The following is a 19081-nucleotide window of genomic DNA, read 5'->3' as shown; positions in this document are numbered from 1 at the left end:
GGCGTCGTGCCATCGGCGCACGGGCACCGGCTCCGGTTCTGGCGCTACCCAACCAGCGATGGAGCCTGGACTTCGTCCATGATCAGCTGGCTACGGGACGCCGGTTCCGGGTGCTCAACATCGTCGATGATGTAACCCGCGAGTGCCTGCGCGCGGTGCCGGACACTTCGATCTCGGGGCGTCGGGTGGTGCGCGAGCTCAGCGAGCTGATCGCCGAACGCGGCAAACCTGGGATGATTGTCAGCGACAATGGCACCGAGCTGACCTCGAACGCCGTCCTCGCCTGGTGCGGGGAAGTCGGGGTGGAGTGGCACTATATCGCCCCGGGCAAGCCGATGCAGAATGGTTACGTCGAGAGCTTCAACGGTCGGATGCGCGACGAGCTGCTCAACGAGACCCTGTTCCTGAGCCTGGACCATGCCCGGGTGGTGATCGCCGCTTGGGCAGAGGATTACAACCAGGAGAGGCCGCACTCATCCCTTGGATACGAAACCCCTGCGGCCTTCGCCGCTGAACTGCATAAGCAATGGCCTGCTTCGCTACGCCCTACGGGCTCCGCTGCGCAGGCCATTGCTCAACCCGCGCTCATGCGCAACAAAGCTGCCAGCCTCTAATCCGCGCTGGTGGAAATCAGGGGGTCAGGTCATGTTCAACATAGTCTAGGTCGGCAACAATTGCGGAACCCACATGGCATGCGCCCAGAAGCTGCCTGTAAGCCGGAAATAGTCCCTTTCCTCCGACGCTGACAATTTCAAGGGAGGAATCCCGAATAATGCCCGCCTTATTCGCGACGATATTGAGAACTTTCTCGAAAAAAATCTGATCGGAAAGTCCCTCAACGAGAACAACTTTATCTGTGAAGAATATGCGCTCGTTGTTCTGACTGTTTACGACATTGAAAAGATGTTTTGCGTTAGGTAGGCCCGAGGAATTCAAGCGGAGAATGTTACTCTTCTGATCCTCTATATAAACGCGTGATACATATTGGATCGACGCTGGTGATATGAAGGTCGGAGAATGGGTGGCGAGAACAAACTGGTTGCCGGTGCTTTTCGCCAGACGCTCAAACAATCCAAAAAGCGTATTTTGCCAGCGAGGATGCAAATGAAGTTCAGGTTCATCCACGATTATCAGGGCATCACGAACATTCAGGGCATATATTGCAAAAAGATAAGTTAGAAGCTCCTTCTCGCCTGAAGATGCTGCACTTACAAGAAAGGATGTGCCCTGCTTCTTAAGAGTGATATCATAGGTGTTGTTCATGGCATCTGTGCAAGTCAGCTCCCAATCATAACCTATTTCCTTCAGCGCCTTTGAAAGCTCCTTCAAATTTTCATCGGAACGGAATTTTTCCTTTGCGCTGGTGTTGTCATCCTCCTGAAGCAGGCGGTATTTTCTGGCCAGACGCCCGATCGCAAGTGATATGATGTTGCCCGCGTTGCGGGAGCTTATCGCATCCAGAGATCGCTTTTGCTCGTAATCATTGTATCCTGCCAGACCGATAGACCCCTGAAATCCGCTGGCTGATCGGTTCACTGGCAAATAAATCATTGAAAGTTTGAGCGTGTCTTTCCCAAGTTCGGCGCGCACGTCGTTATCGAGTTCAAACACTTGCAGATACTGGAGAAAATGACTCGCCTGCTGTGTGGCCGGAGCCTGAAAAGCTCCATCTTGCCAGACATACGTGAGCCTCTGACCAGCGGGAATGTCGTCGATTTGCCAGGCGGCCACGCCGTCCCACGGGTTATGTACAAAACGCTTTTTCGATGCCCCTCTCAGCTCCTCGGCGTCATTTTGGATGAGGCGCATATTGTCGAGATCGTTCTGGGACACCTCGATTTCGATGGCGACGAACTGCGGGAGCGAACGGCCTGAGCTGTGCCTTTCAAGCCGCATCTGGTTCAACTGGTCATTGTAGCGCAACTCCCATTGGACCTGCTGCTCAGCATCATGCGTCTGAGTGAAGTACCGCGTCGCAAACAAATACCGTCTGAGCATCGTATTCACGACATCAAGAAGGTTGGTTTTCCCGCCCCCATTTGGGCCGATGATGATAGAAATTGGCCCGTCGAACGACATTTGGCGGCGGTCCAGGAAGCTGCGAACGTTCTCGATTGTGATTTTTTTGATCAGCATGGTCTGATCTAATCATCAATATCGGGCCGCTTGCAAGCGGCGTCTGCGCCAACCGCGGCTGCCGTCTTCCTCCCATCAAACGCCCCTCGCGACGGCTGCTTTGGCGGCGCGAACGGACGTCCGCCCGCTCCCGTTCGATGGCCGGATTCGACGCTGTGGGGTTCCGAACCCGACAGTCGCGAATGTCCCATTGCCGGAAAACGGCCACGCCGCATTTGTCCCAAACCAAAAAACAGATCCGGCGATGCCGTTCTCCGAGACGATGGCCAATCACCTCCTGTTCCGATTGATCAACTGACGCAGGCTGTCGACGGGAATGAGCGTCGCCGCTCCGATCTTCACGATCTCGATGTCGCCGGACTGGATCAGTTCATAAAGCTTCGACCGTCCGATGCCGGTCATTCTGATCGCCGCCGGAATGCGCACGGTGAGCGGATCGGGCTGCGGGATGTCAACGGCCTGCGGCTCCTCCGCGGTATTGTGTATCGAACCGCGCCGCGTCTTGATCACATGAACCATGTTGCTCTTCCTCGATGCTGGAAATGTCAGGCGGGATTGGCCAACCGGCTCGGGCCATTGGGTCTGCTGACAGATTGGATGCTGTATCCCATCAGGGGCAAAGCGCTTCGCCGCGCGTCGCTTTGGCCGGACTCGGGATTGGTTGCGGGATTTGTCGCGGCGCTGTCGGCATCGCGATCGACCGCGCCCATGGTCGGAGCGTCGCTGGGCACCTCTTTGTTGTCTGCGTTGACCGCCCTCTGTTCACCGAACCTGACCGGCGGCGCCCGACGCTCGACAAAGGCGACCTCGACCGCTTCCTCCTTGAGGTATCGATCCCTGAACCGGATGACGGGCAGATCGCGCCCGAACCGCAGATAGCCGGTGAGGTTGGGAAGGTTCATGACTTCGGTCGGCATGACCAGCGGCCGGGTCACCTGTACCCGCGAGAGATTGACCCCGTCGCGCATGTCATTGACCCCATAGGACATGCCCTCATTGGCCTCGATCTGCTCGACCTGACCCAGATTCTCGGAGACCAGCCGTGCGGTCCCCCGGTCATTGGCCCGCAATGCCACCCAGGTGGAGCAATAGCCAGTGATGGCCGCCGCCTCCTGCGCCCCATAGGTGGCCTCCAGCTGGGGATAGCTCTGGAACCCCAATATGCCGCAGCCACCATATTTGCGGGCACGGGCGAGGAAGTCGCCAAGCGACGGCAGCTTCTGGAGCGAGGGCAGTTCGTCGATGACGCAATAGAGCCGCCGTTTGCGATCCGGCGCCATGCTCATGATCGCGGAAATGGCGATGTCGAGCCAGACCGTGATCAGGGGCCGCAGCGTCGGCAACTGATCGGTCTTTACGGTGATGAACAGCCAGCCATCATCCTTCTCGTCCATCACCCAGTCGCGGATCGACAGCCCCTTTTCGACATCATCGAGATAGGCGAAGCTGCGCAGCACCGAGGCGAGTTCGGCCTGGATGCCGGCCGACGTCCGCTCGCCCTCGACCGACACGAAGGCCGCGCCATTGGTCCCCGCGACGAAGTTTGCGAGGGTCTTGAGATCCGAGCGCACGAGGATATCGAGCATGGCGGAGACCAGCATCCGCTTCTGCGCGACCAGCTTGCGCATGACCGCGACCATGGTCCCCCGCGCCGCCCGCGCCCAGAACGGATCCTTGCCCTGATCGGGGATGGTGGACTCCGCCATCTGGTCATAATGATAGTCGCGCGGGGTGTCGGCCCAGGGGGTCCAGGCATAGGATCGCTCATCGAGCGGATTGAGGATGATATCCTTGCCGGGCCGATAGAAGCGCTCGACGAAGGTGCCGGCAGTGTCATAGACAATCGCCCGCTTTCCCTCCGCGCGAATACCCATCAGCATCCGGTTGAGGATATTGGTCTTGCCCGTACCGGGGGCGCCGCTCACCAATATATGCTCGGCCTCGAAGGCAGCGGGAACCCTAACCTTGCCGATCCGCAGTGGCCCCTTCCGCTTCCAGAACAGCTCCCGGCGCAGGTCACTCTGCCCGGCGATCCGCGCCCCGCGCAGATATTCGTTGGAGCCAAGGCCGCGCCCGGTCCGGGTGAAGACGAACCAGGCGATCAGCAGCATAAACAGGGTAAAGCCGCCCGAGACAATCGCCCCCCAGACGGCATGATGCTCCAGCGCCGCGAGCGCCTTGTGCGCGATGCCCGACCCCATCAGCGCGTCGCCGCTGGTCCAGTAGGAACGCCCCTCCGCTGTCCTGAACAGGATCGGGGCATCGCCCGGCACATTGCCGCGCAGGGTCGCCTCGGCGATCTTGAGCAGCACATAGCGCTCATAATCGCCCAGTGCCTCGAGGACATACCAGACGATTCCGATCATCCAGATGACCAGTCCCGCCATCACCGTCTGGAAGAAGACCTGGGTGGTCATCCGCACATTATGGACAATGGCCTGACCGCCCCTTGTCCAGGAGCCAAGGGTGTCGTTGCGGAAGATGCTCATTGCTCGTCCTCCCGATCGACATCGACCCGGCCGGCTGGCGCCATCGGGTCCTTGGCAGGATCGAGCAGGCCCCTCTCCCGGAGGAGATTGCGGGCATCGGCCATCCCCCGGTCTGCGACCTGCGGCGAGCTTTCCGTGGCGAGCGCGGCGAGGAGGGCAAAGGTCTGGATGGCGATGCTGAGCAGTTCATCCTGGCTGCTGTGCACATAGCGGTTTCCGGGATAGGCGGCCTCCTCGATCAGGGGCCGCACGAATTCCGACATGGTGAGATTGGCGCCAAGGGCGCGAATGCTGAGCCGTCGATGCAGCGCATCGTCGATCTTGATGGAGAGGGTTCGCATATAGGCATTCCATCCTTGATGGTCTGCCCGCCATGGACGGCTGTAACTCAAGCTGGAAAGCTGCGCATCGGCCAGGGCACTGACGTGCCGCCATCGGCATTCGTGCGCCGAAATCGGCACATATATGCCGCTTGGCATGGCGCGCTGATGATTGGTCTGTGCCAACCGCGACCGCCATCCAAGCGACCAAAAATCTCGCCGAATATGACCGGTATGACCGAACAATCTCGCTTTATATCAATGGATTATGCCGATTATTCTCGGTCGGCGTCACTCCGGTATGACGCAAAGCGGGGTCGCGGTATGACCGGTCATACCACATAACATATTGGTATTGCGTCATTAATTGCCGCAGCACGCGTGCGTGGGGTGCATTACACTACGCCCATCGGGCGTGCGTCCGATCTTCGCATGAGCTTTGCGAATGCGCCCGCTCGAATCGGCCGAAGGCGGCCCAACCTGGTCATCGAGTCGCGAGTTGGTTCACCCGGCAAATGGATCGGCATTTGCCGCGCGGGCTCGGCCTGCCGCCGATGACAGAAATCGACTGAGGGGCTACAGCGCCCGTTCCATAAAGGAGATGGCATCATGCTTCCCGCGCGCGCCTACAGCATATCGATCGATCGCAACTGGCAGGCGCTCTATGAAGCGATCTGGCGACCGGAGATATTCCCCAAATGGGCGTCGGGCCTCACCGAGTCCGATCTTCGCCGGAGCGGGACCGGATGGCTTGCCGATGGTCCCGAAGGTCCGGTCAAGATCCGCTTCACGCCCCATAACGACCATGGGGTGATGGACCATTTCGTCGAGACGGGGGACGGACAGGAGGTCCATATTCCGCTGCGGGTTATCGCCAATGGCGAGGGCGCGGAAGTCATGCTGACGCTGTTTCGTCAGCCCGGCATGACCGACGAGGATTTCGCGCGCGACGCCAAGTGGATCACCCGCGACCTGCGGGCGCTCAAGACATATGTGATGAGCTGCCCGTGAGCTATTGAGGTTGCCGGTGCCCGATGCGGACCTGTCGATGCCTGGAAGGGTCACTTCAGCAAGGGACCTACCGACATCCCGGTTTACCGCGTCGATCTGGCCGCTCACATACGGATTGTCTGCGTAGGCGCTTGCCGCCGCAATGTTGTCGGCCGTCGCGTCCCCGTTGGCGAGCGCGAGGACGCCGTCGATCGTCGAGCCTGCCTTGGAGGCGTACCCCGCAGGCGGGCAAGGGACACTTCGCTGACCCTGAGCGCTGCCTCGTTCAACTCCAGACAGAGTCTACCGAATTGATCATCGTCCGTCTTGTCCAGGACGAGCCCTTGAGCGTCCAGAAGCTTACGGGCGCTGTTTCCCCAGAACTCCTCAGCCGCTTCAGCGTCTGCCTCGGCGTACCAGCGGCGGAAGTCGTCTAGGTGGGCTTCCCATCCACCCTCTACGCGGCTTGCCCAGTCGGCACGGCCTTCCTTGCGAGCGGCATCTTCACTCTGGAGCCACTCGACCTCGAACAGCTTCCCCAGGAACGCCAGCATGGGGGCATCGAGCACATCAAAGGCCCCCGCGTGCTTCCTTTGGGCAAGAGCGACATCATCGTCCCACTGGCGGGCGGCTTTAGCGTAACGCTCGTGAAAGTCAGGCGAATCAGCATGGCCCAGTGAGACCCTCAACTGAGTGCCTGAGAGGTAAGGACGGAGATGCGGTGGGTATTGACGGCGGAAGGATTTTCTGCCTCCACGATGTTCCTGGATGTGCTTCACGAGCAAGCCCATAGCAGTTTCCTTGTACCTACGCCATGTACCTTGGCGGGCAAAGAAACCGCAGAAATCCGTGTTTTCCTGAGAATTCCAGGCCTTTTAGAGGCTCTGGTGCCGCTTACGTGACTCGAACACGTGACCCTCGCATTACGAATAAGAGGTTCGGTATAGTCAAGCGCAATCATACGCCATCGCGTATCGCTTCTGTTTCTTAGGTGTTCCCGTAGTGTTTCGTCATTCGTCCTCAGACGTATTCACATGCAACCGCCAGCGTGATATTCCTGTGCTTATCCAGATGGAGATAAGCCCATGGCAACAGGGAAGATCACGAAAAGGGCTGTCGATGCGGTGCCGGTGCCCGCGACCGGCAAGCGCAGCCACCTATGGGACGACAGCCTAAAGGGCTTCGGCCTGATGGTGACGGACAAGGGCGCACGGTCCTATATCCTGCAATATCGGATCGGCGGACGCGGCAATCCTACCCGCCGCGTGACCATCGGGAAGCATGGATCGCCATGGACGCCGGAGACGGCACGCAACCGGGCCTCCGAATTGCTGGAACAGGTACGACGCAAGGTCGATCCCTTCGACACTGAGCGGGAGAAGGTCGAAACAGCGAAGGCAGAGAAGGAGAGTAGGGCGGCGCAGAAAGTCGTGTTGAGCCGCCTCGCCTTCGATACCATCGCGGACAATTTCATCAGCGGCTATGCGAAGAAGAACATCAAGCGCTGGAAAGAGTATGAGGGCGTGATCGCCCGCGACCTGAAACCGGCTTTTGGTTCTACCCCCCTCCCCTCCATCGCATCGGCGGACATTTCCGATCTGCTGGACCAGATCGGAGAGCGCGGATCGTCCACCGCCCTGCGCGCATACAATGTCCTGCGGGCTATCGACGTCTATGCGCTGGAAAAGGAGAAGAGGCATTATAAGGCCGCGCAATCGCCGCTGTCCGATGTGCAGCGCCCCGGCACGGTCGCGAAGCGCGAGCGCCATCTTGCGGACGATGAACTTGCAGGGGTGTGGCAGGCTGCGGGCGGTATGGGCTGGCCGTTCCTCCCGATCATTCGCCTCCTGATCCTGACAGGCCAGCGCCTCCGCGAAGTGGCACATATGGAATGGAAGGAACTGGACCTGAAAGCCGCGACGTGGCTCATCCCTGGCGAGCGGACAAAGAACGGCCAGACAACTCTTGTCCCACTAAGCCCCGAAGCCTTGGCAATCATAACCGATCTGCCGAAGATCAAGAATGACCATGACCTTGTGTTCCCGTCATCGAGTGGAACGGCCCTAACCGCCTTCTCGAAACCAAAGGCCAAGTTGGACGCAACCATATTAGCGCAGATGCAGGAAGTCGCCCGGGTGGCCGGGAGCGATGTCGAGAAGGTGCAGTTAAAGGACTGGCGCTTCCACGACTTGCGCCGAACGCTCGCCGTGGGCTGTCAGAAGCTCGGCGTTCCGGTCGAAGTCACAGAGGAAATTCTGAATCACCGATCCGGCACCCGCGACGGGATCGTCGGCGTCTATCAGGTCTACCGCTTCCAAGACGAAAAGGCGGAGGCGCTTACCGCGTGGGGTAAGCTGGTGAAAACACTGGCAGCACGACAGGCCAGCCCGGCGAATGTCATTGACCTGGCGAGGCGGCAAGCATGAGGGGGGTTAGCATCACGCCTCCGCAAGACCCTACTCGGTCCTGCTATGGCGGGCGCCTGCTAAATATCCCAATATCGTCGGACGCCTCGTCATGGCCGGTAGCATCTGACGAATATCTCTATTGCTGGCAGGCGCTAATAGAGGTGGGTAAAGCGCTCCATGGTGATGAATGGTCGTTTTATGATCTTCTCGCGTTGGTGCCACAAAGGCCGCCCGGGATGGTGCGGGCCGAAGCCCGCAGTCCGGTGAAAGAAGATGACGCCTTTTGGGACCGTGAGGCTAAAAAATGGCAAGGGAATTGGAATGCTCATAAGCGCGTGAGTGCCGCAATCGAATGGTTCGGAGATGAGTTACGTAATAGTCGGGTTGCTGCGTTCACACTTAAGTCCGGGCGAATGCTGAAGGTGGAGCAGGGCCATTGGTTCGGAAAGGCCGCGCACGACGCTGCATTCTCGGCGGGCCAGATTGGCGGCTACTTCCTTTTCATAGGCCGCGATGAACTGATGGCGAGGCTGGCGCTGATCCGCGAACCAGAAATTGCCGTTCCATCGACGGCCGAAGGGCTGCACCTATCGCCCTACATGAAACTCATGCTGGCGGTGATCGAGCAGTTTGGCGACAGACTCAGACAGCGCCCCCAGCCGAAGAAAATCGAAGTTGAACGCGCCATAGAGGAGATTGCCCCGCGCTTCGGCCTGCAATGCAACCCCTATGCCGGTGATCCTAATAGGAAGGCGGAGAAAGCAGCGTGGCGACCCGACAAAGGGCTGACCGCTTTAGGTGAAACCGCCCATGGGGTGATGGCGACCTTCATCCGGGAAATTTCCGACCAAAGCATGAAGGGAGGGTAACCCCTCAATCAACGGTTTTCTGCGGGTTTGACATAGGGGTAACCCCCAATTTGGCATAACCCAGTGGCCTGGGGGTTACCCCGTTACCCTCTCCGCAGCCCGAAATTCTGGCAGCAGATCGTCATCCGACCTCAGACGTAACCACGCAATTTCGCTGGTCATGATCTGGGCGAAGGATCGATTATGACGCAGGCATATCTTCGCACGCCTGATGCCGCGAAGTATCTTGGCATCGGCAAAAGCACCCTGGAACGGAAGCGCATTGAGGGCACCGGGCCAGCATTCCGTCGCCTCGGTTCCAAGATCGTCACCTATGCGGTCAAGGACCTGGACGCGTGGGCCAGCCAGCATGTTCTGGAATCCACTTCGCAGGCCGCTGCCTGAATGCCGCTGGTGACGGCACGGCGCGCCGATAGCGCCGGAAAGAAAAGGGGCCGGGAACGCCACATTCCCAGCCCCGCAAATTTCGTCAACCACGACAGCAGCAAGGATAAGGGTTCAGACTGGCGGGCGCAACTGCTGATGCAGCGCCACCACGTTTCGCCCAGCGTTGGCGACCTGATCCTGTCCCTCCATTTCGGGGAGGGTCGTCATGCCTAATCCCATATTGGTCACGCCCGAAGCAGCGGAAATGCTGTCGATCATGCTGCATGAAATTGTCCTTCCGGATGGTTGGGATGTGTCGGGCTTCTGGCTCAATTCCGCCCAGCAACTTGCGCAGTTCCTTGCCGATCATCGCGGCAAGATCGGCCTTGAGGATGCTGCCATGCTGGCCGGTATCGGCGGCATGCTCGTTGTTATGGCGAAGCGTGAACGGGAAGCATCGGCCGCCGCTGGGTCATTCCTTCGCGGTGAAAGAGGCGCTGACAATGCCTGACCGTATCGTCATCGCCAAGGCCGCCATCGGTGGCCGCTTCATCGTCAGCTTTGAGCCGCGCATGGTTTCCTGGCCCAGCCTTGAGTTTCGTCAGCACGGCGAAGCCAAGCGCTGTGCCGATGCCCGGCACGCCGCCCATGGCTGGCCTGTCATCGACCAGACGGCGGAAGGGGGAGCGGAATAATGGCACCCTTCATAGACCATAGCGCAGCCGCGTTGGCTCTCCTGAACAGTGACGGGCGATTCAGTCGCCGTTCCGGTTCCTTCTTGGGGCAATGCGTCGTTGATCATACCCCGCTGTCGAGAAAGCAGGCTGAATGGCTTGCCAAGCTGCTGGACCGGGCCGGGCTTCCTCCTGTCGCGGGAGATGAAAATGTCTGATCTGTTCGACCGTGAATTCCATGCAAGCCGTGCAGGCGGCTATTCCTCTCCCGGCCATGTCTATCCGAACAATGCTGGCTTCAAGGGATCGGCGGAAACGGGCCGGGAAGCCGCTGAAGCGATCAATGGAAGGCTGGGCGGCCTACAGCGTCGAGTGTTCGATGCGGTGAAGGGCCGTGGCACTAATGGGCTGACCCCGGAAGAGGCGGCGGATTTGCTTGCCGAAAGTCGCGTGTCCGTCCAGCCCCGCTTTTCGGAACTGAAGGCGAAGGGCCTGATTGCCGATAGCGGCAAGCGTCGGGTGAATCCCTCCAGCCGCAAGAGGGCGGTGGTCTGGGTGATCCGAGAATTGGCTCCGAAGATGGAGGCGGCCCATGGGTGATGTCGTCGCCTTCTTCCGTCCCGATGCAGCGCAAGATCCTGCGGCGGGCGGAACCATTCATATCTGGATGGGGAACCCCCAGCATTTCGAGATCGGGCACGAAAGCCGCTCCGGGAATAGCTGGGGATATTTCGCAACCTTCGATAGCGCGGAGGCGGCCATAGGCGCCGCCCACCGGCTGAACCGCGAGGAATTGGACGGGAAAGCAGAGGTTTATATCCCTGATGCGATCCTGGCCCATATCGCGGGAGGTGTGGAATGACGGGGGCATTTTCCCACGGCGAGCCGCGTCGTTATCGTTCCGCCCCAATGGAACAAGATACGGTCGCGGCCTTCCTATCGGCCATGGAAGCGGCAGGGATGCGTCCCGCCGAACCTATCGCGGATCGCCTTGGCTCTGACCTGATCCGCTTCGCTTGCGACGGTGACGGCAAGGGCAAGCGCAATGGCTGGGCGATCCTGCATATGGATGCCACCCCAGCCGGGGCGTTCGGCAATTATCGGCTGCAAATATCGGAACGGTGGCGCGCTGGTACAGTCGAGCGCCTGACGCCACAGGAGCGCCGGGAGCGTGCCGCTCGTTACTGCGCAGAGAAGGCGAAGCGGGATGCCGCCAAGCTGGCCGAACAGGGCGAGGCGGCGGAGCAATGCCGGGGCCGATGGGCCAATGCGAAAAGCGCCGATCCCAACCACCCCTATCTGATCCGCAAGCGGGTATCGGGTGAAGGGCTGCGTCAGGAAGGCAAGCGCCTGCTGGTGCCGATGTTCGATGCTGGCGGGGTGCTGTGGAACCTCCAAGCCATCGCGCCCGATGGTTCGAAGCGCTTTGCCAAGGGCGGCAGGCAAGCGGGCCTGTTCTCCCTGATCGGGCATCCTGACGCGGTGTTGATGGTCGGGGAAGGCTTCGCCACCTGTGCCGCAGCACGCCGGGCAACGGGGCATGCGGTGGCGGTCGGCTTCTCCGCGAAGAACCTGACGGCAACCGCACTGGAGATGCAGGCCGCATATCCTGACTGCGATTTGGTGATCCTCGCGGACGATGACGCGCACCTGATCGACCATCCGACAATCAAGGCAAATGTGGGGCTGGAGGCTGCCCGCGCCGCTGCTCAGGCAGTTGGTGGACGTGTGGCGCTTCCGGTTCGGGAGGACAGCAATAATGGCTAAGGTCGCAACTGCCATGGACATGGCGGACATGAAGGATGACGCGGCGCTGGCCGACGCCATCAACATCGGGTCGAAGCGGGAGCCGAAACTCCCCAGCGGCTATCATATCAAGCCTGATGGCCTCTATTTCGACGGCGGCGAAGGTCCGGAGAAGATCGCGGGGCCGGTGCGCGTGGTGGCGCAGACCCGCGACCGCAACAGTCAGGCATGGGGCCTGCTCCTGCGCTGGCGCGACGATGACGGGGTGGAGCATCAATGGTCGCTGCCCCGTTCGCTGATGGCCGGCGATGGTCGCGAGGTCCGTTCCGCCCTACTGGACGGCGGGCTTTATGTCAGCCCCAGAACCAGCCACCGCAATGCGCTACAAACCTTCCTTGCGTCGATCCGGGTCGAAGACCGCGCCCGTGCCGTAACGCGGGTAGGATGGACCGATGGCGCTTTTGCTCTGCCGGATCGCACCATCGGGGAAGATGGGCATCTTGTGGTCTATCAGGGCACGGCGGCGCTCGACCACGAATATCGGGTGAGCGGGGATCTAGGTCAGTGGCAGAAGTCCGTTGCCGTCTATGGCGTCGGCAACAGCCGCATTGCCGTGGCGCTCGCCTCCGCCTTCGTCGGGCCGCTGCTGGCCGCTATCGGGGAGGAAGGTGGCGGCGTCCATTTCCGGGGTCCATCATCCATCGGCAAATCCACCACGCTCCTTGCGGCGGCGTCGGTATGGGGTCCGCCCTCCTTTGTCCGCCAGTGGCGCGCAACCCAGAACGGGCTGGAAGGGCTGGCCGAGCAGGCGAATGAAACCCTGCTGATCTTGGATGAACTGGCCCAGCTAGACGCGAAGGAAGCGGGCAGCGTGGCCTATCTGCTGGCGAACGGGACCGGCAAGTCCCGCGCCTCGCAATCGGGTGAGGCGAAGGCCGCGAAGCGCTGGCGGGCATTCTTCCTGTCATCGGGTGAGATCAGCCTGAGCGATCATGCAAAGTCGGATGGCCGGGGCCGCCGATCCGCTGCCGGGCAGGAGGTCCGCATTCTCGACATCGAGGCGGACGCGGGCGAAGGGTTGGGCCTGTTTGAAACACTGCATGGGGCAGCGTCGGGCGAAGCCCTGTCCCGGATCATCAAGGCGGGTGCAGCCGAATCCTATGGGGTGGCGGGACCGGCCTTTGTCGAGCGCCTCATTGGTCGGCTTGATGTGGTCGCGCAGGGTGTGCGCCAAGGCATTGATGCATTCGTGGCCGACAATATGCCGAAGGGCGGCAACGGCCAAGTGTCGCGGGCCTGTCGCCGCTTCGGCCTGATTGCTGCTGCTGGCGAAACCGCCGCCCGCCTTGGCGTGCTGCCATGGGGTGAAGGCGTGTCGATCGATGCGGCGAAAAAGGTATTCACCGCTTGGCTCGCTGCTCGCGGCGGCGTCGGCGCGGCGGAGGATGAGGCGGCAACCGATCAGGTCCGCGCCTTTCTCATCTCGCATGGCATGTCCCGCTTCCAGCCGGTCCATGATGACACGTCCGCGCCGATCTATAACCGGGCAGGCTTCTGGCGTGCCGATGCGATGGAGCGGCGGGAATATCTGATCCCGGCCGCGACATGGAAAGGGGAAGTCTGCCAAGGCATGGACCCCGGATCGGTGGCCCGCGTGCTGGCTGCTCGCGGCTTCCTCGGCGTCGATGGCGCGGGCAAGTATTCGGTCCCGGTCACTGTCCCCGGCATCGGCAAATCGCGCTTCTACATCGTCCTCCCTGCCATCTTCGGAGAAGAATGATGAAGGTCGAATGGCTCGACTCCCTACCAGATATGCGTGTTCCGGGTGTTCCCGGTGTTCCGCCGCAGAAAACCGTGGGTTTCGCTGGAACACCTTCTTTTTCGCGAGGTGTTCCAGGTGTTCCGGAACACCAGTCGGAACACCTTGGAACACGGAATGGAACACCAATCGAAGAACGCAAAGCATTGAAAAACAAAGAGGAACACAAAGAACACCAAGAACACCCAAAAATGAAGCATGGTCCTGTGTTCCTGCTGGAAGAATGGGAGCGCGGCGTTGCCTCCCTCGATCCTGACAGGCCGTTGGGCGGCTATGATCCTGACCACTGGCGGCGGATCGTCCGCGACTGCGACAACCTGATTGCGGACTTCGGCAGGGGCGCGGCGGCTATGGGCTGGTCGACCATCGATCTATTCGGCTTCGATCCAGCGGGCGGCATTGTCGCAGGGTTGGTCCGGCGTCTCGATGGCGGGCGGATCGTTGCCATGGATGACAGTTGCGCAACCTATCGCTGGCCCTTCTCGGATCGGACGAGCCGGTTTGCGCGGGGCTATCTTGAGAACTGTTTGGCGCAGCAGTTCGTGCCGGTGTGGGAGTTGGGGGTATAATGGCAAAGCAGCCGAAAAATATCGGGCGAAATACGGACGGCACTTTTGCGGAGGGCAATTCGCTCGGCGGCAAAACCCCCGGCGCACGCCACAAGATCACGCGGGCAATCGAAGCTTTGCTGGACAAAGATCATGAGGCGCTTACCCGCAAGGCCATCGAAAAGGCACTGGAGGGTGACATGGTTGCGCTTCGCCTGTGCCTGGACAGGCTGGCCCCTCCCCGGAAGGACGCGCCCGTCTCAATCGCACTGCCTGCCGTTCGCTCTGCTGCTGATGCTGTTGAAGCGTCGGCGGCCATTCTCGCGTCCGTCGCGGCGGGCGAGATTACCCCGGATGAGGCGGGGCGCGTCATGGCGCTGCTGACGGCGCACAAATCCATAGTTGAGGCTGGCGATCACGAGGCCCGGATCGCGGCATTGGAAGCCAGGGCGAAATAGGAGGTGAGTATGGCGAACTTCGATAAGCGGCTCTCTGCACTGGAGGCTGGCTATAGCGATCCGCAGCGGGTGGACGCCGTGTTTGCGGGAGAGGCTGACATTTCCGCTTGGCTGCTGTCCGACAGCGGCAACCCAGCGGACCGGGGCGCGGTATGGGATTATATTCTTGGTGCGGTCGATGGGCGCTCAAGGGGTCTGCCGTCTGAAATAGGCGGGTGTCATGTCGAATATTAAAAGCCGGTTGGCTGCGCTGGAAAAGGCAAGCCCGATTGGCCCAGCGATATGGCGGCGGATCATCCAACAGCCCGACCAGACGGAAGACGAGGCGCTAGATGTCTATGGCCGTGATCGGATCGCACCAACCGATAGGCTGATCATTCGCAAGATTGTGGATCACGCGATGCAGATAGGAGGGTGAAGTGGGGAATATCGAAAAGCGGATCAGCGCCTTGGAGGCTGTGTCGGGAGCGGATGCCGGGCCGTACATCATCGAGATTGTGGGCGGGCCGACGCTGACGAAAAGCGAGGCGGCTGCACGCGAGCAGCAAAAGCCAGACGGCCTGGTGACACGCATCGAATTGGTGGGCGTGCTGCCGGAAGCGGAGATATTGCCGATGGTGCGCGCTGAATAAAATAACGGGTGAAAAACAATCATCCGTTATCAAAGAGCGGTCGCCGCTTTGCTAAAGTAGCAAAAATTAGCCGTGCCCGTCTAAAATAGAGGTGGAAATACGATTAGCCCCGCATCATGAAGGGGGTCGATGCGGGGCTACGGGACCCTCCAAGGGGGAGGGAGGAGCATCATGTCCCACCCCGCCCGATTCTACCATTCAGCGAAGGACATAATCCGGAATTGCAGGCGGCCCGACCGGCATACATCGTGCGCCATATCGATGTGGCCCCCGCCCGCTGCTATAGTCATTCTGCTCCTGCTGCCCCGTCTCCTACCCCGGAGGCGGGGTTTTGCTTTTGCCCACGAAAAAAGCCCGGCAGTTTCCCGCCGGGCCAAGGAGAAGGCTGTAAGCCTCCGGGTCGCATCTTTCACTTACCCCCGCCGCATCGATTCGGATTGGATGGAATAGACGGGGCTGTGTCAGGGGTGTCTGCTATCACGGCTGCGCCGCCGCGCTCTGCATGATGCTGGTGGCGGCGCTGAACATGGCATCGACAGTGACGACGCCAAGGATGCCCAGCGCGAGGGCGAAAATGATAAGGCTGTACCGCATGGGGAGATTATCCTGTCGGCGTGACCTGAGCGGAAATTGACAATTCGAATCAGTGCGTTCGGATTGAATCGCTCAGTCGATGAACGGGAAACGCCCCGATCCTTCCGAACCGGGGCGGAGGTGTTGCCATGATGGCAATCGCTAGAGGTCGTTGATCGCCTCGACGCTCGATCCCCAATAGGTGCGACCATCGATCACGACCGCCCCGCATCCGTCATCTCCTGCAAGGCAATAATCCACGTCTCCATCTTCAAGATCGGGATCGCTGTCCATGTCGTCCATGTGGTCGATCATCCGTTGAACCAGTCGCCCAAGCTCTGGGCGGGACAGGCTCGGAATGACCGTCAGGAGGGCCGCCAGCGTCGGAACGGGTTGAGGCTGGCGCTTGTCCCTGCGTCGACGTGTGGCGGGGTTCCTGCGCGGCTGGTAGGCTCTGGCGCGTGGTGCTTTGCTCGCCATGGTCAGGGCCTCCATTCCAGCTTGGCGAGATAGGCGACGATCTTCTCCCGCGTCTCTTGCCGAATGCCTGCCCCTGACTTGATCCTGTCGATAAGGTCTGGTGCATTGGCGACATTCCGCCCGAAGCGGCTTGGCAGCATCTCCCGCTCCGCTATGGCCTTTTCGATGCGGGGGATGAGGTCGAGCGCACAGACCGCCTTACCCTTCGGTCTTGGCTTGTGCTGTTGCGCCTCGTCCTCCTTCTTCATGTAGGCCCGGACGCGAGCGACGACGCGGGAGGATGGATCGCGGCCCCTGCGAAGGTCGCGCAAAAGGTGGCTATCCCCCACGGCTTCGCGCCCGAACTTGCTTGCGGGCATTCCTGCTTTCTTCAACCAGCGCTCAATTTCCATCAGGATCGGCGCGGCATAGTTTCGCTGCGATCTGGCTGGGCGCGGCTTGGGCTTCTGTAGCGTGACGGGCGGCTGTTCGGGCTGCGCAGGCGCGACGGGAACCAGCTTGGGGGCATCCGTTTTCCGGTCGCGCTTCTCCCTCAAGCGCTGGTCAATCCATGCGATGTCAGGGTCCGGCGCAACGGGACCGCGATCATGGGCCAGGGCGGAATAGTTCTGCCGATAGATCAGCATGGCATTGCCTCCTTTGGGCTGGAGGCAAGCAGGAGGGATTTGACGGCCTCCCGCTTCGTGAGGTCGCGCCGCAACGGTCGCTCATGCTGGGCAAGGGCGTCCCGTTCCTGTGCGGTGATCCGCAGCGACCAGTGCAGGCAGACGGATGCGGGGCTGACCGTGTAGCCGCCGCCAAGCTCGACATAGCGGGCCAGCCATTCGGCGGGGTCAAAGGGGCGTGCGCCATCGGTGGGGGCCGAAGCCCCCTGATGAATGTTCGCGATGTGCATGGCTCAGGCCTCCCCGACGATGGAGGTCAGCAGGGGCGTAAGGTCGCCTTCGTCATCCCCGTACTCGCCAATCAGCAGCCGCAGCTTGTGGGCGATGATGTCAGGATCGCGGGAAGGATAGGCAACAATCGCCCGGATAGCTGCTCCTTGGCGCTGCCCTGCCGCCCGACACTCTTCTTTAGCAGCGGGAAGGCCGCTCTCCCGGTCGCAAGATTCCTCCAAGGTATCGCGCTCGGCGCGCATCCGGGCGCAAAATGCATTGTGGTCAGCAATGCCATTGGTCACGCGCAGATCGCCGGTTTCGTGGGCTGGCCGGGCGTCGATGAATTCATGCGGCTTCCCGGCTTTCTCGTCCCATGCGGCCTGCCATTTCGCCTCCGCAGCTTTCGACGCCGCGAAATAGCGATCGTAAGCCTGATCCTCCGCCTCCAGCGCCATGTTGTAGGCAGAGGAGGCTTCGCGCTCATCGTCCAGCAGCCCCAGCCACGCCGGGTCTTGTGTGGTGGTCGGGGTGCAGACCAGCCCGGTAGCGGCGCTGGCAACAGGTGTCGCAATTAGAGACGGTGCGATAATCAGAGCGCGCATGACAGTGCGCCGCGAACTGTGTAGTTCGTGCATAGCTTCAATCCCTTCTAAGCAGGGTTGGAGTTAGACCGGGTGGCGCGGTTGCAGCCTTGCCGCTCGGTCGCTAGCGGACTTCGTTAGCTAAAATGGTTATCTTCCCATAACGGCACACAGTCAACCCGGTTAGTTGATGTTATCCAAAAAAGATGCCATGGTCCTCTGATGATCACACCAGCAACATGTCGCGCCGGTCGCGGCCTTTTGGGAATGACGCAGGCTGAGTTGGCGGCGTCGGCCAGCGTTGGCCTATCCACCGTGAAGAATTACGAGGCCGGGAAATATGTGCCGGTGCCGAACAACCTTGCCGCGATCCAACGCGCACTGGAGGCGGCTGGCGTGGTGTTCATCGCTGATGGCGAAGCGTCATTGTCCGGTGGCGCTGGTGTTAGGTTCGCGGGTGTGGAGAGATGAGTGGTGCAGTTGACATCTATGGGGCGCACGGTCGCCGGACAGATAACGCGTGCGCGTGCGTGCGCGCGCGTAACTGCCGCATCAGCCTTGGACCGTCAGCACTTGGCAACCCGCACTTATGATCCTTGCCTTCTTCATCAGCATCTACCAGCCTCCAACGATCTGCACCGCGATCGATGGCGACACGCTGCGCTGTTCCGAGATCGGGCGGGTAAGGCTGTTGGGAATCGACGCTCCGGAAATGGCTGGCCACTGCCGCAAGGGACGGGTCTGCGCGCCGGGTGATCCGGAGAAGAGCAAAGCCCAACTCGCCAGACTGATCGCGCCGGGCGTGGTGATCTCGCCTGTCACCCGCGACCGCTACGGCAGGACCGTGGCGCAGGTCTATGTCGGTGGGAAGAACGTCGCATGCGAGATGCTGAGGAACGGGCTGGCAGTTTACAAGCCAGCCTGGGACAATGGTGGGCGGCTGGTGGCGGACTGCCGGTGATGCGTTCGAAGCAAGTCCGGCTAATAGCTGCGCTTGGTTTATCCTGCCTCCTCTCCGGTTGCGAAAGCAGGCCAGATCAGTGGGATGCCTTCATATATCCCGATGCGAACGACTTGACCAAGCATGAAGAGATCGCCGGATTCAAGACGTTCG

At 60.7% G+C, this 19081-nt stretch carries 27 protein-coding genes; 19 read left to right on the top strand and 8 right to left on the bottom strand.

The features are described from left to right. Window positions 1-614, top strand: a 614-nt coding sequence (locus tag K7W03_RS02320) for an IS3 family transposase (RefSeq protein ID WP_222885440.1), incomplete at its 5' end; no start/stop codon positions are given. Between the two features lie 16 nt (window positions 615-630). Here K7W03_RS02320 and K7W03_RS02315 read toward each other — a convergent pair. The 4 genes from K7W03_RS02315 to K7W03_RS02300 form a co-directional block, all read right to left on the bottom strand. Next, the gene (locus tag K7W03_RS02315) at window positions 631-2136 is read right to left on the bottom strand and encodes an AAA family ATPase (protein WP_226869630.1); all 1506 of its coding nucleotides are present in this window, start codon (window positions 2134-2136) and stop codon (window positions 631-633) included. 270 nt (window positions 2137-2406) lie between these two features. Beyond that, window positions 2407-2655 carry a helix-turn-helix domain-containing protein gene (locus K7W03_RS02310; protein WP_222885439.1) on the bottom strand — a complete coding sequence of 83 codons (249 nt, stop codon included), beginning with the start codon at window positions 2653-2655 and terminating at the stop codon, window positions 2407-2409. Window positions 2656-2681: 26 nt separating this feature from the next. Next, entirely contained in the window at window positions 2682-4625 is a 1944-nt protein-coding gene (locus K7W03_RS02305; RefSeq protein ID WP_222885438.1) for a type IV secretion system DNA-binding domain-containing protein, read from the bottom strand. Beyond that, window positions 4622-4966, bottom strand: coding sequence for a CopG family transcriptional regulator (locus tag K7W03_RS02300; protein ID WP_222885437.1), 345 nt, complete (start codon window positions 4964-4966; stop codon window positions 4622-4624). The genes K7W03_RS02305 and K7W03_RS02300 overlap by 4 nt, the downstream gene beginning before the upstream one ends. Before the next feature lie 588 nt (window positions 4967-5554). On the opposite strand from K7W03_RS02300, the gene K7W03_RS02295 reads away from it, so the two are divergent. The 16 genes from K7W03_RS02295 to K7W03_RS02220 all read left to right on the top strand — a co-directional run bounded on the left by K7W03_RS02295 (window position 5555) and on the right by K7W03_RS02220 (window position 15455). Next, complete coding sequence (locus K7W03_RS02295; protein WP_222885436.1) at window positions 5555-5956, top strand: polyketide cyclase; 402 nt, start codon at window positions 5555-5557, stop codon at window positions 5954-5956. Between the two features lie 416 nt (window positions 5957-6372). Continuing rightward, window positions 6373-6615 (top strand): hypothetical protein, encoded by a 243-nt coding sequence (locus K7W03_RS02290; protein ID WP_222885435.1) that lies wholly within the window; start codon window positions 6373-6375, stop codon window positions 6613-6615. A 405-nt stretch (window positions 6616-7020) separates the two neighbouring features. Then, window positions 7021-8361: a tyrosine-type recombinase/integrase gene (locus K7W03_RS02285; RefSeq protein WP_222885434.1), complete on the top strand. Its 1341-nt coding sequence runs from the start codon at window positions 7021-7023 to the stop codon at window positions 8359-8361. Window positions 8362-8504: 143 nt separating this feature from the next. Then, the gene (locus tag K7W03_RS02280) at window positions 8505-9212 is read left to right on the top strand and encodes a hypothetical protein (RefSeq protein ID WP_222885433.1); all 708 of its coding nucleotides are present in this window, start codon (window positions 8505-8507) and stop codon (window positions 9210-9212) included. A 183-nt stretch (window positions 9213-9395) separates the two neighbouring features. Further along, window positions 9396-9596, top strand: a complete 201-nt coding sequence (locus K7W03_RS02275; protein ID WP_044660089.1) for a helix-turn-helix transcriptional regulator — start codon at window positions 9396-9398, stop codon at window positions 9594-9596. Window positions 9597-9804: 208 nt separating this feature from the next. Beyond that, window positions 9805-10089: a hypothetical protein gene (locus tag K7W03_RS02270; RefSeq protein ID WP_222885432.1), complete on the top strand. Its 285-nt coding sequence runs from the start codon at window positions 9805-9807 to the stop codon at window positions 10087-10089. Next, window positions 10082-10273, top strand: coding sequence for a hypothetical protein (locus K7W03_RS02265; protein WP_222885431.1), 192 nt, complete (start codon window positions 10082-10084; stop codon window positions 10271-10273). The genes K7W03_RS02270 and K7W03_RS02265 overlap by 8 nt, the downstream gene beginning before the upstream one ends. Before the next feature lie 189 nt (window positions 10274-10462). Further along, entirely contained in the window at window positions 10463-10852 is a 390-nt protein-coding gene (locus tag K7W03_RS02260) for a hypothetical protein (RefSeq protein ID WP_222885430.1), read from the top strand. Next, the gene (locus tag K7W03_RS02255; protein WP_222885429.1) at window positions 10845-11114 is read left to right on the top strand and encodes a transformer-2 protein homolog alpha/beta; all 270 of its coding nucleotides are present in this window, start codon (window positions 10845-10847) and stop codon (window positions 11112-11114) included. Before K7W03_RS02260 ends, K7W03_RS02255 begins: the two co-directional genes overlap by 8 nt. Before the next feature lie 98 nt (window positions 11115-11212). After that, window positions 11213-12019 (top strand): toprim domain-containing protein, encoded by an 807-nt coding sequence (locus K7W03_RS02250; protein WP_226869629.1) that lies wholly within the window; start codon window positions 11213-11215, stop codon window positions 12017-12019. Beyond that, complete coding sequence (locus K7W03_RS02245) at window positions 12012-13778, top strand: DUF927 domain-containing protein (RefSeq protein ID WP_222885428.1); 1767 nt, start codon at window positions 12012-12014, stop codon at window positions 13776-13778. The genes K7W03_RS02250 and K7W03_RS02245 overlap by 8 nt, the downstream gene beginning before the upstream one ends. Continuing rightward, a complete protein-coding gene (locus K7W03_RS02240; RefSeq protein WP_222885427.1) occupies window positions 13775-14386 on the top strand; it encodes a hypothetical protein in 612 nt (203 codons plus the stop codon). Before K7W03_RS02245 ends, K7W03_RS02240 begins: the two co-directional genes overlap by 4 nt. Next, window positions 14386-14823 (top strand): hypothetical protein, encoded by a 438-nt coding sequence (locus tag K7W03_RS02235; protein ID WP_226869628.1) that lies wholly within the window; start codon window positions 14386-14388, stop codon window positions 14821-14823. The genes K7W03_RS02240 and K7W03_RS02235 overlap by 1 nt, the downstream gene beginning before the upstream one ends. 9 nt (window positions 14824-14832) lie before the next feature. After that, the gene (locus K7W03_RS02230) at window positions 14833-15057 is read left to right on the top strand and encodes a hypothetical protein (RefSeq protein ID WP_044660097.1); all 225 of its coding nucleotides are present in this window, start codon (window positions 14833-14835) and stop codon (window positions 15055-15057) included. Continuing rightward, window positions 15044-15241 carry a hypothetical protein gene (locus tag K7W03_RS02225; RefSeq protein ID WP_222885426.1) on the top strand — a complete coding sequence of 66 codons (198 nt, stop codon included), beginning with the start codon at window positions 15044-15046 and terminating at the stop codon, window positions 15239-15241. The genes K7W03_RS02230 and K7W03_RS02225 overlap by 14 nt, the downstream gene beginning before the upstream one ends. 1 nt (window position 15242) lies before the next feature. Next, entirely contained in the window at window positions 15243-15455 is a 213-nt protein-coding gene (locus K7W03_RS02220) for a hypothetical protein (RefSeq protein ID WP_044660098.1), read from the top strand. Window positions 15456-16190: 735 nt separating this feature from the next. Here the strand turns inward: K7W03_RS02220 and K7W03_RS02215 are convergent. The 4 genes from K7W03_RS02215 to K7W03_RS02200 are packed head-to-tail and all read right to left on the bottom strand — an operon-like array spanning window position 16191 to window position 17988. Further along, complete coding sequence (locus K7W03_RS02215; protein ID WP_137710331.1) at window positions 16191-16508, bottom strand: hypothetical protein; 318 nt, start codon at window positions 16506-16508, stop codon at window positions 16191-16193. A gap of 2 nt (window positions 16509-16510) precedes the next feature. Then, on the bottom strand, window positions 16511-17134 hold the full coding sequence (locus tag K7W03_RS02210; protein WP_044660099.1) for a hypothetical protein: 624 nt from the start codon (window positions 17132-17134) through the stop codon (window positions 16511-16513). Next, window positions 17128-17403 carry a hypothetical protein gene (locus tag K7W03_RS02205; protein ID WP_044660100.1) on the bottom strand — a complete coding sequence of 92 codons (276 nt, stop codon included), beginning with the start codon at window positions 17401-17403 and terminating at the stop codon, window positions 17128-17130. The genes K7W03_RS02210 and K7W03_RS02205 overlap by 7 nt, the downstream gene beginning before the upstream one ends. Before the next feature lie 3 nt (window positions 17404-17406). Further along, window positions 17407-17988, bottom strand: a complete 582-nt coding sequence (locus K7W03_RS02200; RefSeq protein ID WP_137710330.1) for a hypothetical protein — start codon at window positions 17986-17988, stop codon at window positions 17407-17409. A gap of 201 nt (window positions 17989-18189) precedes the next feature. Here K7W03_RS02200 and K7W03_RS02195 point away from each other — a divergent pair, with 201 nt between their 5' ends. Together K7W03_RS02195 and K7W03_RS02190 are read left to right on the top strand one after the other, a co-directional pair. Further along, window positions 18190-18438, top strand: a complete 249-nt coding sequence (locus tag K7W03_RS02195; RefSeq protein ID WP_044660102.1) for a helix-turn-helix domain-containing protein — start codon at window positions 18190-18192, stop codon at window positions 18436-18438. A 118-nt stretch (window positions 18439-18556) separates the two neighbouring features. Beyond that, complete coding sequence (locus tag K7W03_RS02190) at window positions 18557-18928, top strand: thermonuclease family protein (protein ID WP_044660103.1); 372 nt, start codon at window positions 18557-18559, stop codon at window positions 18926-18928. Window positions 18929-19081: the final 153 nt, after the last annotated feature.

This window comes from Sphingobium sp. PNB, from assembly GCF_019873065.1.
Classification (GTDB): domain Bacteria; phylum Pseudomonadota; class Alphaproteobacteria; order Sphingomonadales; family Sphingomonadaceae; genus Sphingobium; species Sphingobium fuliginis.
The sequence above is the reverse complement of the archived record's forward strand: the minus strand, read 5'-3'. Positions and strand labels throughout refer to the sequence as shown.

Bases quoted from the DNA above. Each gene is read 5' to 3' on its own strand.
- K7W03_RS02315 (WP_226869630.1), bottom strand. From the start codon at position 2,136: ATGCTGATCAAAAAAATCACAATCGAGAACGTTCGCAGCTTCCTGGAC.
- K7W03_RS02310 (WP_222885439.1), bottom strand. From the start codon at position 2,655: ATGGTTCATGTGATCAAGACGCGGCGCGGTTCGATACACAATACCGCG.
- K7W03_RS02305 (WP_222885438.1), bottom strand. From the start codon at position 4,625: ATGAGCATCTTCCGCAACGACACCCTTGGCTCCTGGACAAGGGGCGGT.
- K7W03_RS02300 (WP_222885437.1), bottom strand. From the start codon at position 4,966: ATGCGAACCCTCTCCATCAAGATCGACGATGCGCTGCATCGACGGCTC.
- K7W03_RS02295 (WP_222885436.1), top strand. From the start codon at position 5,555: ATGCTTCCCGCGCGCGCCTACAGCATATCGATCGATCGCAACTGGCAG.
- K7W03_RS02285 (WP_222885434.1), top strand. From the start codon at position 7,021: ATGGCAACAGGGAAGATCACGAAAAGGGCTGTCGATGCGGTGCCGGTG.
- K7W03_RS02275 (WP_044660089.1), top strand. From the start codon at position 9,396: ATGACGCAGGCATATCTTCGCACGCCTGATGCCGCGAAGTATCTTGGC.
- K7W03_RS02270 (WP_222885432.1), top strand. From the start codon at position 9,805: ATGCCTAATCCCATATTGGTCACGCCCGAAGCAGCGGAAATGCTGTCG.
- K7W03_RS02265 (WP_222885431.1), top strand. From the start codon at position 10,082: ATGCCTGACCGTATCGTCATCGCCAAGGCCGCCATCGGTGGCCGCTTC.
- K7W03_RS02260 (WP_222885430.1), top strand. From the start codon at position 10,463: ATGTCTGATCTGTTCGACCGTGAATTCCATGCAAGCCGTGCAGGCGGC.
- K7W03_RS02255 (WP_222885429.1), top strand. From the start codon at position 10,845: ATGGGTGATGTCGTCGCCTTCTTCCGTCCCGATGCAGCGCAAGATCCT.
- K7W03_RS02250 (WP_226869629.1), top strand. From the start codon at position 11,213: ATGCGTCCCGCCGAACCTATCGCGGATCGCCTTGGCTCTGACCTGATC.
- K7W03_RS02245 (WP_222885428.1), top strand. From the start codon at position 12,012: ATGGCTAAGGTCGCAACTGCCATGGACATGGCGGACATGAAGGATGAC.
- K7W03_RS02240 (WP_222885427.1), top strand. From the start codon at position 13,775: ATGATGAAGGTCGAATGGCTCGACTCCCTACCAGATATGCGTGTTCCG.
- K7W03_RS02235 (WP_226869628.1), top strand. From the start codon at position 14,386: ATGGCAAAGCAGCCGAAAAATATCGGGCGAAATACGGACGGCACTTTT.
- K7W03_RS02230 (WP_044660097.1), top strand. From the start codon at position 14,833: ATGGCGAACTTCGATAAGCGGCTCTCTGCACTGGAGGCTGGCTATAGC.
- K7W03_RS02225 (WP_222885426.1), top strand. From the start codon at position 15,044: ATGTCGAATATTAAAAGCCGGTTGGCTGCGCTGGAAAAGGCAAGCCCG.
- K7W03_RS02215 (WP_137710331.1), bottom strand. From the start codon at position 16,508: ATGGCGAGCAAAGCACCACGCGCCAGAGCCTACCAGCCGCGCAGGAAC.
- K7W03_RS02210 (WP_044660099.1), bottom strand. From the start codon at position 17,134: ATGCTGATCTATCGGCAGAACTATTCCGCCCTGGCCCATGATCGCGGT.
- K7W03_RS02205 (WP_044660100.1), bottom strand. From the start codon at position 17,403: ATGCACATCGCGAACATTCATCAGGGGGCTTCGGCCCCCACCGATGGC.
- K7W03_RS02200 (WP_137710330.1), bottom strand. From the start codon at position 17,988: ATGCGCGCTCTGATTATCGCACCGTCTCTAATTGCGACACCTGTTGCC.
- K7W03_RS02195 (WP_044660102.1), top strand. From the start codon at position 18,190: ATGATCACACCAGCAACATGTCGCGCCGGTCGCGGCCTTTTGGGAATG.
- K7W03_RS02190 (WP_044660103.1), top strand. From the start codon at position 18,557: ATGATCCTTGCCTTCTTCATCAGCATCTACCAGCCTCCAACGATCTGC.